Below are 14,979 nucleotides of genomic sequence, written 5' to 3' on the forward strand. Positions count from 1 at the left end.
GGTATAATTAGCGCTTCATGACAAAGGAAATGCCTTCGGCGCAACGTGTTTATGGTAGTGAGGTAGAGTACAGTTATACTCAAAGAGGAGTTGAATCAGGGTGCTCAGCGTTAACTACGGTCGCATCACTAATTCCACGAAAGATGCCTCATATTGGTGATTTTCTTGGAAATGGGGGGAGACTATATAAAGATCTCGATCTTGTCGAGTACGCAACTCCTGAATGCTTGTCGCTTGATGACCTCGTTATACACGAACTAGCAGGCGAAAATTTTGCACTTCAAGCGTTTGGAGGTATCGAGGAAATTCAAACAGTACATAAGCGCGCCATAGACACAGTCGGGAAATTTACCTATGGTGCTCATGAAAACTATTCAACAACCTTAGATGTCTGGAGCTCCGCGAACCCAGATAGACTCAGAAGAATACAGAAGCTTGCAACACACTTTGCAACTCGTACAATTTATACTGGCGCAGGCTACTTTAGTCCTGAAGGTGTATATCACTTGGGTCAGAAGACAAGTCGCGTTCAATCCCTTTCAGGAATTGAGACTACTAGATTCAAACCCCTCGTCAATTTGAGAAACGAGCCACATGATGGTTCGGGTTCAACTAAGCGGTTGCATGTCACTAGTGGAGATGCGAATATTTCTCCTTGGGCGATTCGGATGAAATTTGGTACAACATCGCTCGTACTCAGATTATTAGAACATGAGTTGGATTGGATCGGTCAGAACTGGTTGTTAAAGAAGCCTTTAGAGGTTGCGGTAAATGTCGCAGGAGGCGTTGACAATCTTAAAGCAGTTTACGAAATCAATGATGGTAGCTACGCATCAGCAATAAGCATTCAACGATCACTCTTCAACAAATGTTTAGCAATGGCAGAAATCATCGCAATCCCGGACCATGAGCGAGAGGTGTTAAATGAATGGGGAAGAGTGTTGGACGCGCTTGATCAGTACATAACGGTAGGTGTCGAAGACCCTTTATTGATGCAGATTGATTGGTATGCTCGACTTAAGGTAGTTAAGAATGGGCTGGATCGATCAAGGTCGAACTTTCCTCGAGACAGAAAGAAACATGAGAGAGACAGAAAGAAATATGAGATTGGGTATGACATGTTGCCAAATGGAGCTGGATTCGGTCTGAGGAGAAAAGGGAGAGTTTTCTCTGCTCACACTCCCACCGATCAACAAGTTGAAGACGCCCTCGCAGAACCTCCAGAAGGTAGAGCGAAACTTCGAGGCCGACTCGTCACCTCAGCATTCGAAGACCCAGATCACTACTATGTTTCGTCGGTAAATTGGGGGCAACTCTCCGTGAACGGTCGTCGAGTTCCATTGCCTTTGGATGGAAATTATAGCGATGATGTTGTTGATCAATATCTTCAAGATCTTAGAGCAAAATAACTTTACTTCAGATACTTTTTTCCTTTTAGTTTGGCTGGCAGGTAGTCGTTTGAGTCGTACATCTCGTACCCTTTTCCATACCCAAGGTTTTTCATAAGCTTGGTTGGAGCATTTCGCAGGTGAAGTGGAATGGGAAGATTTCCCAGATCTTTTGCATCCTTCATGGCGCTCATAAATCCATCGTAAGCTGAGCGGTCTTTAGGAGCCCTACATAAATAAATCACTCCCTGAGCGAGATTAATTCCACATTCCGGTAAGCCTATCTTGGTTACTGCTTCGAAAACCGCATTCGCAACGACAAGTGCTGTTGGTTGTGCATTTCCAACATCTTCACTTGCAAAAACAACCATTCGTCGCGCTATAAAAACAGGATCTTCACCGGATGCTATCATTCGAGACATGTAGTAGAGAGCAGCGTCTGGTTGAGACGCGCGCATGGACTTAATGAAGGCAGATATGGTGTTGTAGTGTTCCTCTCCAGCTCGGTCATATCGTAAAAATTTTGACTGGAGCGTTTGAGTAAGATTATCAATGGTTATTTTTCCATACAGCGACTGAGTATTTTCCACCATAGCCAACATCTGTCTCGCATCGCCTCCACTCATCGAGATGAGCCAATCGATCGACTCTTTATCCATGACGATCTTTGTTCTTTTTAAGATTATTTTTAGATCTTTTTCATTTAGGTCTTCCAAAACAAAAACTCTACATCTCGAAAGCAGAGCTGGGATTACCTCGAAGCTTGGATTCTCGGTTGTTGCGCCAATGAGCGTGAGTCGCCCAGACTCGACATAGGGGAGAAGAAAGTCTTGTTGCGACTTATTAAATCGGTGAATTTCATCGAGAAAAAGCACGCGAGGCCCCAGAAGTTCACCTGTTTCCTCAAGTATTTTTCTAATATCATCTTTGCCAGCAGATACCGCAGAAAGAATAAAAAAATTAGCGCCAATTGCCTTTGCATAAATCTGAGCTAGAGTCGTTTTACCTACACCTGGGGGCCCCCATAAAATAAAGGAAAATAAGTGTTTTTGTTCGATCGCGACCCTTAATGGACCAGCAGAATTACCTTTACAGGCTTTCCCGCCTGCAACGCTATGAGTAGCATTGCGGGCATGGCCTACAAGATGTTCCTGGCCAATGAACTGGTTCAGTGAGGTAGGTCTAAGTCGATTAGCGAGTGGCTCCATGGAGGTATTATACCCAACTGAATTAAAGTTGCTTCGTGGTAAAATATACCTTGAGTCTTCGTAGCTTAATCGGATAGAGCATCAGATTGCGGATCTGAAGGTTGCGCGTTCGAGTCGCGCCGAGGACACCCAAAAGCAATTTTTAATTTGAAGTTTTTAATTTTTATTAAAATTTCGAATTTCAAATTCCTGCCTGCCGGCAGGCAGGTCAAAATAATAAAGGGGGCGTAGTTCAGTGGTAGAATAGAGGTCTCCAAAACCTTTGACGGAAGTCCGATTCTTCCCGCCCCTGCATTAGAAACTGTTTCCGAACTTAGTAAGGCATTACAGTTTCTTATATCCCGCTGAAGTTGTGACGAAGGCGGACCCGTTTCCTGCTACAATTTTACAAATGGAAGTTGGTACAGAAATAAGAGAGAAGCCCCCAAAGCCCTCATTTCAACTACAATCTCCTCTAGAATTTCGAGATAATTTTGTTCAAGCGGCGCAAATCGCACAAAATCAGGTTGGCATAGAAACAATGCAGTATGAAGTCTGCGATGAAACGAGACCCATCTTTGAATCGCTTCTAAACACAGATGCAACAAGTGTGAGATTCCAATCAGATAGGGTAGCAGGCAGTCACATTGCGGTAGGTGATAGCAAGGCTATTGTGCTAAAAGGATTGACATTGCCCTACAAAGGAACGGAGTGGGGTGCTTTACAGAGAGCGAGTAACGAGCGGGAGATGATCATGCGAAAACTTAAAGATAGAGGCATCGGATTTGAAGGGGAAAAGCATGGTTTATTTAGACATAACCATGTTAAATTGGCCATTGCGGACAACGTAGCTTGGTTTGGCACTATGAATCTCCGTAAGCTTGATTTTGACATTTCCAACTTCATGATGAAGGTCGAAGATCCATATTGGGTTGATGTGCTGAAGGACGTATTTGACCAGACTGAGCAATCCGGAATAGTTGAGGATCGAATTTTCAAGAAGGATGATTCAAGCGATACTGAGTTACTTCTGGATGCCGGAGTTCCAAAGCAATCAGCCATTTTTCAGCGAGCCCATGAAATGGTGCGGTCTATGAAAGAGGGGGATGAATTCGTTTACGTTGGTCAGTGGCCGCCAGTACGAGTCATGATGGGAAGCCTGCTTGATGCAATGCAAACTAAAGCAGACGAGGGCGTGAACGGTACGTTCTTAATGAGTCCTGAGGACGAACTTCATCCCATAGGTGGAGTATCTAATTTTCTTCAGCGTAAAGTTGACAAAAAGTTTGCTTCAAAGCCTCACCTAACTGCAGAAAATTTACCAGTGGGAACTCATGCAAAGATTTTAATGATAAAAAGGAAGGATGGTAGTAGGGAAGTACTGTTTGGATCGCATAACTTAACGAGCTGGACAGTTTGGACGGGAACAAGAGAGTTATCAATGTGGACGAAAGATCCAGTTATCATAGAACAACTAAACGGTTTTGTTGAAGGGGTAAAAAAGCGATTAGTATTGTAATAGTTTTTGCATAGAGATGGTCGAAATTGAAAACTGTGAGAGTAAGAAAAAAACTTTGGGAATGACTACTGAAAATATTTATAAACTTCAATAAACAGCCTATAGTTTGAAAATTGTGTGTTTTTATGCTAAAATTAGAGTGTTATGACAAATCAAATCGAAGGAAGAAATATTGGAGAAAAAGTACGAGAAGCGCGTTCCCATTCCATTAAAGGGATGCTACTACAAAGAGCTACGAGAGGACCATTTTGTATTCCGCTAGGACCAGAGGGAGAATCTGTTCCAATAATTTTTACGAAACCTGCTACTAATCCTAGAAATGGATCTACTTTCGTAATTGTCGATCCCATAAGCGGATGTTGGGGGGTACACATTGCCAACGGACGACTAAGCCCTGGCACTCCAACGGCAGATCAACTTGCTCAGGATGAATTACAGATATCTTTAGCTGAAACTTTGGAAGGAGCGGCAGTGAATGACACGCGTCTATCAGGAGCGATTAAATATGTTCCTGACAAATATGGTTTGCGAATAACGATTCAGGGTGTCACGTTTCATAAGTTCGGTAGGGGAGCCAACTGCAGTATAGTGAGACCTACAGAGAAAATTGTTGAAAAAGCTCTACAGGCCAGTTTATCATTCGGTAAAACGGTATTAACGGGAGAGGTGCTAAAAGATGAAGTGAGAGTTATGAGATTTATTTCTGATACTTTAGATCGAGGTTTAGATGATAAAAGCTGAGAATTGCCGTTACTCAGTGATTAATCTTCGGGAAGGTGATTTTGAGGTCGTTTTTAAGTTTTTCTATGTTAATCTTCATGTACTCTTTCAAGGCTTCGTTAAGTTCTGAGTTCTCAACTTTCTGTTCGTTGGCTTTAGATTGAAGTAGTGATATATAAAATAATAAGCGTTGTACCGAAGGTCTATCATATTTTTTTAGATTGCTCCATGAAAACGACTTAGCCAACGATTTGCGATTATGAAAGGTCTGCATATTAGACAAATAGATTGATTTATCGACCCGATTAGACCCGTCAACATTTCCGACAGAGCTTAGAAAATATGACTTAACGAGTTTTACATTGCGCGATAGTGCAGATCCACCGGCAGAGTCAAATTCTGGTACTACCGATCCAATTGCTTCGGCCCGTGCGCGAGCAATGCTTGGTAAAAAGCAGCTAATCGCGGAATCGTAGTGCTTGCGATTAGCGAGTTGAACATACTCTTTCATGCGATCGCTGTAGCCGTCTATAAGCTGGCCATTATCAGAGGTTAATTTTGGTGATTTTCTAGCTCTCAAGCCATCAAAAACATCCAGCAAAAGTCCCTGCACTAATAAAAACATACCACCTAGGTGCTTTTTAGTTATTGAATGTTGTACTAATTCCAAGCCCTTGAGAGATAGTTGATCTGATGTTAGTTTTGGATAAATAAAAGGTTCTAGAATTGAAAAAAATGAGGATGAGACAGATCTATAGGGACTATTCCGAATTGATTTTTCAATGTTTAATTTTGAAGTAATAATTCTCAATATATTCTCAGGAGGGCTTCCTTCAAGAATGGTTACCTTAGTATTTTTAAGTTCCATTCGGGCCATGGCAGTGGGATTTACGGCGTACCCCTCAGAGGATGCATCCATGAGCATTGGCAGATCGACGAGTGCGTCTCCAAATACTAAATTCGCTTTTGGTCTGAGCGTGTTAAGAACGTGTTTCATGCCAACGTCCTTACCAGCAGTAGATGGAATAAGAAGTAAATACCCTGAGAAAATAACCTCTGTATTCGGTAAGAGGATTTGCTCAGTTCGTAGAACTTTGGTGTCGCTTACCACTGAAAGAACGGCTTTTACAAATTTATTCAGTTCCTCAACAGGAATTTTGTTAATCCAGATTCGAGTCATATATTCGTTGTGAGTGTCAAAAAGAGCCGCGTTGTATTCCTTAAGAATAGGTTGTATCGCCTTTAGAATTTTGGCTTTGTTCCATCCAGTTTTTTGCATTATTTTTTCCCATTCTTCGTCCAGCTCATATGTATTACCTCTTCTCCATACTATTTTTGTACCGGCCCCATACACGACGACATCTGGTTTTTTCATTCCTGCAGCAGCAATCTGTACATCAGAAAAGGTGTCCCAGATAGGTCTGCCGGTGTTTAAGATGAAGGGAATGTTGTGACTATTTAAAAGACTAGTAGTCTGAGCATTGTAATACCAAGCTATAAATGCCTTCAGATTTGGGTCAAAAAGAGTACCATCAAAGTCTGAGGTGACGGTGAAGGCAGGTTGAGTCATAGTTGATTACGGGTAAGAGTGTTATATAATCCAAAAATTGCCTTTCCCAGTAAGCCTTTACCGTGCGCAAAGGAGGTTCCTAGGGTTTGCCAGTACCAAGCAAGAATCGCTCTCTTTGAAAGTACTGCTGGTAAGGTGCTTCGTTGTAGTTTTCGTATGTACTGCTGCCAAGATTGATAGTATTGTTTGGAGTTGTAGGCTACTGAATGTTTTAGTCCTTCTTTAACTACTTGAGATGAGAGTTTTTTTAGCAACCTAACTTTTTCTATATCCTTTTGTTTGACTCCACTTGGAGACCGAAACTGATATGCGTAGTAGTCGGCTAGGGGATTGCGAGTTGTGTAGCAAACTCCTCCCTCCAAAACTACCGTCCAAGACTCAAGTGATTCAACCGTTATAGCTTCTTTAACCTCGTCAAACATGAGAAAATAGTGACCATTTTTGACACCTATTTCAGTAACGTACTGAAAAAATTGTCCAGCTTTCCCCTTTTCTTTTATTTGGCGTACACCCTCTATAGAGATGGAAGGAGTAAATGAAATTTTGTTTCGGGTTTTCCATTTTAACTCTCTTACATATTCCTTAAGTTTTTTAATGTCCGATTGATTTTGGGTGAAAAAAATAATATCAATATCTCGGACAGTGCCATCGTCGCGTAGCAGAGTAACTGGATTGTGTTTTTTCAGCTCAATTTTACGGTTGGAAATATCGATTGTATAAACTGTTTTGTCATTAAGGAGTCCGCCATATGAGATTCCGCCAACGAATCGATGATTTATGTCGTTATTTTTGCAAAATAACTCGAGATCGAGAACCATTTCCTCCATAATTGCGGGATAGAGTTTATGCTGTTGTGCTGCGGACATATAGGTAATTATACCTATGATTTGGATTATAATGAGGGGATGATTGGTAGAAGACTCCTACTTGCTATATTGCTATTTGCCACATTGCTAGGTGCTATTTGTTATTTCGGATTTTCTCTCTTTCAAAATCCGTAAGTAAAACCAATGTTGAGAGGTTGAGTCCGCAAGACATTAATGCTAAAAGCAAAAATCATTTAGCATTTAACAATTACAAACGGAGCATTTTTGTTCCATACTGGCAACTATCCGAAGTAATCAGCCGTCAGACCTCGATAGTCAGTATGATCGATACATATACTTCGGTGTAGCCGGTACAGTAGATGGAGTTCCAACAGATGACCCAGGATACGAGCATATGGATGGATTTTTGAGTATGGCGAAAGGATCGCGATGGCTAACAATACGTATGACCGACTCGAGGTGAATGACGTTGTCTTGAGTAATAAAACGTCTCAAATAAAGGTGGTCAACGACTCGGTCCGAATCGCAAAGGAGCATGGATTTGACGGTTTAGTCCTCGATTTTGAGCAAAGCGGATTATTTGGTACTGGAGAAAAGGAAATAACCTCTTTTTACAAATTATTTAATGAAAATGCTAAGCTGGGGAATCTCAAGTTTGCGGTGACGTTGTATGGTGATGTCTTTTATCGCAAACGTCCCTATAACGTAGCTGAAATAGCAAAAACTGTGACGAAGTTATGATCATGGCCTACGATCTACATAAGAGTAGAGGAGAGCCAGGACCCAACTTTCCATTGAAAGCAGGAAAAACTTATGGGTATGGTTACGACCTTCTCTTTAACGATATTGAAAAGTTGGTTCCGGCAGAGAAACTTGACGGTAATCTTCGGAATGTATGGGTATGACTGGAAGGTGGATGAACAGAAAACGACCAATAACTCAGGCAAATTTCACTTACCTCGGCACAAATTATTAAAGAATACATAGAAAGATGTGACAGCCTACACTGTACTAAGCTAGTGGATCCGGTCTCTGCAGAAACAGAGATTAATTACGTTGGTGCGGATGGGCGATATCACATTATTTGGTTTGAGGATGAGGAGTCGACTCAGAAAAAGGAAGCGTTTTTGAAACAAAAGGGAGTCGAGTCTGTCGCGTACTGGGCCTACGGATACTTCTAGACGAGTCGAATGTCTATAAAGTCTATAAGGTCCGTTAGGACTATAAAGTCCACGATTTGTAGAGCGTCAGACTTCCGACTTTATGGACTTTACGACCTGCCTGCCGGCAGGCAAGCTTTTTGACTTTATGGACTTGGCTGGAAATGCGCCCATTTCTTTTAATTTCCACATAAATAGAGCTGCTTTGTTCTTTGCGTTGGCGTCTATGACGAAACGAAGTGCCATCTCAAGAAGTGGCCTTGGAACGGTCTTTGCAAACTTAATATAAAGACCCTTGCGACGTGGATCCTCAAGTCGTTCTGCGAGATTTACACCAAAGGCTTGGAATTCACGGGAGACGTACTTGTCCTTGAGGGGATTGAACTTTTTGAGAACATCCTTTACTGAGTGCATTGCAGTATGTTAATTTATCTATTTATTATTTTCCATTGATCATTGATTGGTCAATTTAAATATTGAATTAAAACAATATTCAAATAAATGACAAATTAAAAATAACAAATTATTAAATAATAATGTTATTTTGCTGGGAAGTCGGGGACGTTTGGAAGATCAGCAGATGGAGCCACGTCAGACGTGGCTGGAGTTGGCATGTCAACAGCTGGCACGGGTGTGGGCTCAGGTGATGGTACAGGAGCTGGTTCCGGCGTTGGCGGTGTAACTGGTTGATCTACTGGAGCTGCTGGCATGGTCATGTCAGCGTTAGCGCTTTGAACAGTGGGTGTCGTTGCAGATACTTTTTGTTGTAGATCGGCAAGAATTGCATCGAGTGGATTATTTGCTGTTTGAACGGCCTTGTCCGCCGTAGCCTCTGGCGTTGGAGGAGTGGTTGGCTCAGGAGCAGCTGGCATCGCGTCAGACGCGACTGGCGCCACGTCAGACGTGGCTGGCGCAACTGGCTGATCAACTGGTGCCTGTGGCATCGTCATATCTGCGTTTGCAGTTTGAACTTCTGGTTCAACAGGTGCTGGAGTCTCAACGACTGGTGCGGGTGTTGGTTCTGGCATTGGTGCAGGAGCTGGTTCCGGCATAGGGGCTGGAGTTGGCTCAGGTGCTGGAGGCATCGCGTCAGACGCGACTGGCGCCACGTCAGACGTGGCTGGCGCAACTGGCTGATCAACTGGTGCCTGTGGCATAGTCATATCTGCGTTTGCTGCTGCAACGGGAGCTCCTCCAAGCGCTGCATCGAACTCGGTCTGGGTGAATCCTTTGAGAACTGTAGAGGATCCGTCATCTTTTACAATCTGTGTTACTGGTGTTCCTGCAAAGTTGCTACCCAACTTCATCATTTCATCAAGATATCCTTTGTTTGTCTCAACATTGCGCTCTTCAAATGTGACTCCCTTTGAGGCGAGATAGTTTTTTTCTTGAGGTGTAAACTGGCAGTTATTTTGAGTATAGATGACGACTTTCATTAGTACGAATCATTATGAAGAATAAATGTAATTGTGTCAAGCGTTAATAGGGGTTAATTTTCCCTATTACTAAGTTTCATATAGAGTTTTTCATAATCTGAGACCATTTTCTGTACTGAAAAGTTTTCCTCAACATGTTTACGGCAGTCTTCTTGATTTATGGTATGAATTTTTGCCAATGCTTCTTGTAGACCATCGACGCCTCGTTTCGGATCAACAAGAAAACCCGTTTTGCCATCGATAATAATCTCTGACGCTGCACCTCTGTTAAATGCAATGACTGGTGTACCGCAGGACATCGCCTCTGCCATCACGAGACCAAACGGTTCCTCTTGATTGATGGTCATAAGAAAGGCCTTTGCATTCTGGAACAACTCAATGATAGTTGTAATTGGTGTAGATTGTTCGGCAGATGGTTCGCCAACGAATCTAATTTTATTGGTTAGGTATGGTTTAACATCGCGATCATAGAAATTTATATCTTCAACAGGCGCAGAGATTGCTAGATATGAGTTGGTTTTTTTGGCTAGTTCAATGGTCCAGCGAACACCTTTAGGATCCATGAATGTTCCGTTTTTGTGTTTTGACTTTGGAAGTCTTCCGAGCCAAAAAAGAAAATCTTTTTTCTCTTTCTGATAAGTGTAGAGGGTTGTATCGATGCCATTATGCACAACAGCAACGTTAGCATTATTTTTTATTTTCTGTTTGTAGGCTTCAGATAGTGCGACGTACTGTGTTTTCGGAAATGAACTAACAATATCGTCTACATAAAAATCATGGACCACATGTAATGTGGTGATAAGTGGTTTGATAAGCTGATCTTCAATTACCGAAGGAAATAAATCGGGATAGGTGTGGTTGTGTATAACGTCTGCCCACAGTTGTTCTTTCAGAATCGCTTTTGATAGAAGCATTAGCTCAGCAATATCGCGTTGGAATTCATTTTCGACATGTTGTGCATTTACCCAAGGTTTTTCTACAACCGGAACTGTTATAACTCCAGGTATAGAGCTATCGGCTGAGGAGAGCATCTTTACTGTATGTCCGCGTTTTACGAGCTCCTGACCGAGCTGATAGATAATACGAGTTCGAGAAGCAAACTCACCCTTAGCGACCCTCCGCTTGAGAGTTGCGACTAATAGTATGTTCATACTTACTTATACCGCGTAGGGTGTTTTTGGAAGTTCTCTTACCGCATGAAGGTACTCCTTAGTCGTAAATCGGAACTTTCTATAAATTTTTCATACTCATCGGTCATCTTTTCCCATGTGAATTTTTGCTTTACCGTCTCGAACGCTTTATTTCCCATTATTTTTCTTAATTCTTCGTCCGCTAATAATAAATTCACTTTATCAGCTATAGCTTTACTGTCGCGCGTTTTTACTAGTAGACCATTTACTTCATTTTTAATTATTGAGGTAATTCCACCGCTGTGCGTTGCTACGACCGCTTTTTTTGAGGCCATTGCCTCAACTATGACTAGTCCAAAAGGTTCTTTCCATGTACTTGGAGCCACATATACATCTGCCCGAGCGTAAAATGCCTGAAGACTCATCTGATCTTCTGCCTTTATCCATCCGAGAATTTTTACGTTTGTGATTTCGTAGTCCTTGATAAGTTTTTCAAGATTTTGTCTTTCTGGTCCGTCTCCGACAATTAAGACCGTACCAAGAATGTTTTTTGATGCACGAATGAGGTAGTCTACGCCTTTGTACTTCGTCAAGCGTCCAGTAAAAAGGACTACCTTTTTGCCTTCTAAGGCGTATTTTTTATTTATCTTGGCAATTTCACCACTAAAATCCTTTGTATAATCTGCGAGATCAACTCCACCTAAGATCGTCTTGGTTTTATACGCATATTCATGGCCAAACATATCGAGATACCATCGTTTTGTAAAGGCGCTATTAGCTGTAATAAAGCGAGCGACCGCGTTTGCATCGTTGATTAAGCCAATTAATCTACGGTCGCGGCTGAGATAGTGTAGATCACTACCGTGAGTAGTGATGACGAACTTAATTCCATATAAGATCTTTACGAGACGTGCAACGGCAGGGAGAAAAGCAGTGTGAAACGAATGAACGATTTCAGGCTGAAATTCTCGCACAGCCTTTAAGGTAGCATTAACGTATGTTGTATAGATTTCTCCAATTTCAACACCGTTCATATCCTCATACTTTTTCGCATTCTTAAGCTCCGGATTTCCGACGAAGACTCCCATCTGTGGAGGTTTTACCGTGTACAGTTTGATACCGTTGAGATTCCGCTTTTCTGGTGCGACAATGGCTACCGTATGGCCTTTTTTAGCAAGTTGATCAGAAAGTTTACGAAGCCAGCTTCCGCTCCCATTACCCCAAAGTGGGAACATATGGAGAAACATTATGCGCATATTTACTGTGTCAGTTGTTTATATACGTTTTCGAATACGGATTGCAACTGCTTATGTTCTTCCTCGGTGAAGTCCTCAAGAGAATATGTTTCACCATCTACTTTATTTTCACCTCGATTATCTACTCCAATTCTGATTCGCCAGAACTCATTCGTACCAAGCTCCTCCTCAATAGATAGTATACCATTGTGGAGCTTTGGACCAGTCCCAAATTGAATTTTGAACTTACCAAATGGAATATCAAGGTCGTCGTGAACGACGTAAAGTTGTGAGGTTGTAATTTCAGGATGCTTTTTTAGTACCTTCTTAACTACGGTACCCGACGTATTCATAAATGAAAGCGATTTAAGTAACTCGCATTTCTCTCCTTTTATGGTAATCCAGACATACTCTGCCTTGGCGCTTGCACTACTGGAATAATTAGGGGCTTGATTGACTTGTTTAAGAAAGTCGATAAACATATGACCCGCATTATGTCGATTCTTTTGATACTGAAATCCAGGATTCCCCAGACCAATTAATACTTTCATATGGGTATTATATACGTTGCAATTATTTTGAGTATTGCTTAGACTGAAAATAGACCCTCAATTTTTATTTCTTAATTCTTAATTTTTATTAAATTTTTAAAAAATATTTATTTAATACAAATTACAAAATATAAATTAAAAATTAAACAATGACCAAATACGTTCCAGACATTAGCTCTCGAAGATGGGTCATAGTCTCTGCTCAGCGCGCAGCTAGACCAGATCAAAATGGTAAAGAGAAAAGTAAAGGCGAGAAGAAGGTAGTGTGTGTTTTCTGTCCTGGAAATGAAAAATTAACCTCGGAGGAAGTCTATCGAGTCGGAGAAGGGGAGAGGAATGAAAAAGGATGGAAGGTTCGAGTTATTCTCAATAAGTTTCCAATTACCGATCTTCATGAAGTTGTGATTCATTCGCCAAGTGATACGGAAGACCTGTTTGAATACTCTCAGTCGCAGGTCGAGTCGATTCTTCATGCGTATCGTGATCGATTCAATTTTTATCGCAAACGAGGACAGGTTCTCATTTTCTGCAATCATGGAGAGCATGCCGGTGCCTCTATCAAGCATCCACATTCTCAGATCGTTGTGTTGCCTCCCCAGATCAATCTCGACTCCCTAACGAGAGAACCAAAAAATAACCTTGTAGATGAAGATGAAGTGTTTAGCGTCTACTGTCCAGACTTTTCACAGTGGCCATATGAAGTTTGGATCACGCCAAAGGAAGAGTCGAAGTCGTTTTTCGGTGATATTACCGATAAGGATTTACCGGAGCTCGCTCGAATTATGAAAAGAACAATAAAACGACTTCATGATCTGTACGATGAAGGTAACTTTCACGTTCCGTTTGGCTATAACTACTATATATCTCCAAAGGAAAACTGGTATCTTCGCATTATTCCTCGCTTCGTTCATCGTGCGGGATTTGAGTTAGGAACGGGGCTGTCGGTAAATGAAATCGATCCTCTCAACGCAGCGCTTGGCTACAAAGGAGTAGATGATAAGGTGAGTAATATTATGAGCAAGCTCAAAAGTAAGATGTGACTTTAGTTCTTAGTTTTTAGTTCTAGTCTGCGCTCTACGGTCTCCACGGATTTACCACGAGAATCGGTTAGTCTGATCTTGAAGTAAATCTCATCTGAAATATTGACATCGCTCAACGTGGCGAAATGCTGCGTATTTGGGAGCTTCATGATTGGTTTAGTTTTCTCGTCGTCGGCTGTTTGGTTTCTGAGAATAATCTCCGAAGTAAACGGAGTAGTGGTGCGAAAGGTAATGAGTATATAGCGTCCAGACTTGAAGAGGTTAACTTTTTGTATCAATTCAGAAGCTTCGGATCGGTATACGGCGCTTTGGTTGATAGAACTAACGCTTAAATAAACCGATCCAGTAAGAAGGGCAATCATGAATATAATAAGTACAGACTGAAGTCGTGGAGGGGCATCTCCCATACTTTGTAGTAATGTACCTTTACCTGCTGTGCTTCCTTAAATTTCACAAGCTCAGTAGCCCCTGCAAAAAGACCATTACACAGTTTGCAATGAAAAAGCGTAACGGACCGTGGTAGAGCCTCAGAGTTTAGAATAGGGAGCATGACGATACCGTCTTTTGGGCACTTCTTCAGTGCAGCGATATGTTCGGGGTTTTCTGTCAGCTTTTTTTCTGCAAGATACTGGGCAGATTCTAAGGTGATGCGGTTTACGACATTGTCTGCAAAAAAACTTGCTCCACAGTTTGGACAATGATGAAGTTGATGATCGTCTCTCGTGAGTGGTAACATCTGCTCTCCGCAGTTTGCGCAGTACATACCATAAGTATGGTACATCAATCTCAGAGTATCAAGTACGTAGCTATATAAGAATATTTTCTGTTGCAAAAGTATGCGAGGTTGTTATAGTAAATGTATATACAATGACACATACGCAATTAGACTCTGAATTTTTATCCAAAAAACATTTCGTTGTTCACCAAATAACGAAAGAATTACTCGAAGCGATTGAAGGTGATTTATTGAGTAGGGACTCAAGTCGTTTACTCGCGACAGAAGTACTGGAAATGAAAGATGCATGGAAAGATGTAGATGATATTCTCACATTTCTGAAAAAATGTTCTGAAGATTATCCATTCCTTCAAAAGTTAAATGAAAGTTTCCAAAAAAAGATTCAAGAAGATCGAGCAGCGTTAACTTTGAGCAAACAAGACGCTCAAAAACTTGAGAACATTCAGCAACAGTTATCAAAGCTTTCGCAAGAATAACTAC

18 protein-coding genes and 2 tRNA genes are annotated in these 14,979 nt (G+C 41.5%); 10 read left to right on the plus strand and 10 right to left on the minus strand.

Features of this window, described 5'->3' with window-relative positions; genetic code table 11:
* The first annotated feature begins 17 nt into the window (after positions 1–17).
* A complete protein-coding gene (locus tag IPH70_00745; protein ID QQR64051.1) occupies positions 18–1,409 on the plus strand; it encodes a proteasome accessory factor PafA2 family protein in 1,392 nt (463 codons plus the stop codon).
* A 2-nt stretch (positions 1,410–1,411) separates the two neighbouring features.
* Here IPH70_00745 and IPH70_00750 read toward each other — a convergent pair whose 3' ends face one another.
* Positions 1,412–2,596: a replication-associated recombination protein A gene (locus tag IPH70_00750; protein QQR64052.1), complete on the minus strand. Its 1,185-nt coding sequence runs from the start codon at positions 2,594–2,596 to the stop codon at positions 1,412–1,414.
* Positions 2,597–2,650: 54 nt separating this feature from the next.
* Here IPH70_00750 and IPH70_00755 point away from each other — a divergent pair.
* From IPH70_00755 to IPH70_00770, 4 genes are all read left to right on the plus strand, one after another.
* A tRNA-Arg gene (locus IPH70_00755) sits at positions 2,651–2,724 on the plus strand.
* 93 nt (positions 2,725–2,817) lie between these two features.
* Positions 2,818–2,888: transfer RNA gene (locus tag IPH70_00760), tRNA-Trp, on the plus strand.
* A 99-nt stretch (positions 2,889–2,987) separates the two neighbouring features.
* Complete coding sequence (locus IPH70_00765; GenBank protein ID QQR64053.1) at positions 2,988–4,094, plus strand: hypothetical protein; 1,107 nt, start codon at positions 2,988–2,990, stop codon at positions 4,092–4,094.
* Between the two features lie 144 nt (positions 4,095–4,238).
* Entirely contained in the window at positions 4,239–4,835 is a 597-nt protein-coding gene (locus tag IPH70_00770; GenBank protein QQR64054.1) for a hypothetical protein, read from the plus strand.
* Positions 4,836–4,848: 13 nt separating this feature from the next.
* Here the strand turns inward: IPH70_00770 and IPH70_00775 are convergent, their stop codons facing one another.
* Both IPH70_00775 and IPH70_00780 read right to left on the minus strand, forming a co-directional pair.
* Positions 4,849–6,384 (minus strand): HAD hydrolase family protein, encoded by a 1,536-nt coding sequence (locus tag IPH70_00775; protein QQR64055.1) that lies wholly within the window; start codon positions 6,382–6,384, stop codon positions 4,849–4,851.
* Positions 6,381–7,250, minus strand: a complete 870-nt coding sequence (locus IPH70_00780) for a hypothetical protein (protein QQR64056.1) — start codon at positions 7,248–7,250, stop codon at positions 6,381–6,383. Before IPH70_00780 ends, IPH70_00775 begins: the two co-directional genes overlap by 4 nt.
* A 390-nt stretch (positions 7,251–7,640) precedes the next feature.
* Between IPH70_00780 and IPH70_00785 the strand changes: the two genes are divergently transcribed.
* From IPH70_00785 to IPH70_00795, 3 genes are all read left to right on the plus strand, one after another.
* On the plus strand, positions 7,641–7,952 hold the full coding sequence (locus IPH70_00785; GenBank protein ID QQR64057.1) for a hypothetical protein: 312 nt from the start codon (positions 7,641–7,643) through the stop codon (positions 7,950–7,952).
* A gap of 2 nt (positions 7,953–7,954) precedes the next feature.
* On the plus strand, positions 7,955–8,116 hold the full coding sequence (locus IPH70_00790; protein QQR64058.1) for a hypothetical protein: 162 nt from the start codon (positions 7,955–7,957) through the stop codon (positions 8,114–8,116).
* Between the two features lie 114 nt (positions 8,117–8,230).
* Positions 8,231–8,392 carry a hypothetical protein gene (locus IPH70_00795; protein ID QQR64059.1) on the plus strand — a complete coding sequence of 54 codons (162 nt, stop codon included), beginning with the start codon at positions 8,231–8,233 and terminating at the stop codon, positions 8,390–8,392.
* Positions 8,393–8,458: 66 nt separating this feature from the next.
* Here the strand turns inward: IPH70_00795 and IPH70_00800 are convergent, their stop codons facing one another.
* The 5 genes from IPH70_00800 to IPH70_00820 all read right to left on the minus strand — a co-directional run bounded on the left by IPH70_00800 (position 8,459) and on the right by IPH70_00820 (position 12,723).
* Complete coding sequence (locus tag IPH70_00800) at positions 8,459–8,785, minus strand: hypothetical protein (GenBank protein ID QQR64060.1); 327 nt, start codon at positions 8,783–8,785, stop codon at positions 8,459–8,461.
* Between the two features lie 125 nt (positions 8,786–8,910).
* Positions 8,911–9,807, minus strand: a complete 897-nt coding sequence (locus IPH70_00805) for a hypothetical protein (GenBank protein QQR64061.1) — start codon at positions 9,805–9,807, stop codon at positions 8,911–8,913.
* A 53-nt stretch (positions 9,808–9,860) separates the two neighbouring features.
* Positions 9,861–10,958, minus strand: a complete 1,098-nt coding sequence (locus tag IPH70_00810) for a glycosyltransferase (GenBank protein ID QQR64062.1) — start codon at positions 10,956–10,958, stop codon at positions 9,861–9,863.
* Between the two features lie 38 nt (positions 10,959–10,996).
* A complete protein-coding gene (locus IPH70_00815; GenBank protein QQR64063.1) occupies positions 10,997–12,172 on the minus strand; it encodes a glycosyltransferase family 4 protein in 1,176 nt (391 codons plus the stop codon).
* Positions 12,173–12,195: 23 nt separating this feature from the next.
* Positions 12,196–12,723, minus strand: coding sequence for an aminoacyl-tRNA hydrolase (locus IPH70_00820; protein ID QQR64064.1), 528 nt, complete (start codon positions 12,721–12,723; stop codon positions 12,196–12,198).
* Positions 12,724–12,872: 149 nt separating this feature from the next.
* Between IPH70_00820 and IPH70_00825 the strand changes: the two genes are divergently transcribed.
* Positions 12,873–13,763: a DUF4931 domain-containing protein gene (locus IPH70_00825; protein ID QQR64065.1), complete on the plus strand. Its 891-nt coding sequence runs from the start codon at positions 12,873–12,875 to the stop codon at positions 13,761–13,763.
* Between the two features lie 2 nt (positions 13,764–13,765).
* On the opposite strand, the gene IPH70_00830 is transcribed toward IPH70_00825, so the two are convergent.
* Entirely contained in the window at positions 13,766–14,125 is a 360-nt protein-coding gene (locus IPH70_00830; GenBank protein ID QQR64066.1) for a hypothetical protein, read from the minus strand.
* Positions 14,122–14,526 carry a zf-TFIIB domain-containing protein gene (locus IPH70_00835; protein ID QQR64067.1) on the minus strand — a complete coding sequence of 135 codons (405 nt, stop codon included), beginning with the start codon at positions 14,524–14,526 and terminating at the stop codon, positions 14,122–14,124. The genes IPH70_00830 and IPH70_00835 overlap by 4 nt, the downstream gene beginning before the upstream one ends.
* A 104-nt stretch (positions 14,527–14,630) precedes the next feature.
* On the opposite strand from IPH70_00835, the gene IPH70_00840 reads away from it, so the two are divergent.
* Complete coding sequence (locus IPH70_00840) at positions 14,631–14,975, plus strand: hypothetical protein (protein QQR64068.1); 345 nt, start codon at positions 14,631–14,633, stop codon at positions 14,973–14,975.
* Positions 14,976–14,979 lie beyond the last annotated feature (4 nt).

This window comes from Candidatus Roizmanbacteria bacterium (genome assembly GCA_016699265.1).
In the GTDB taxonomy this organism is placed as follows: Bacteria; Patescibacteriota; Microgenomatia; order UBA1406; family GWC2-37-13; genus CAZLQR01.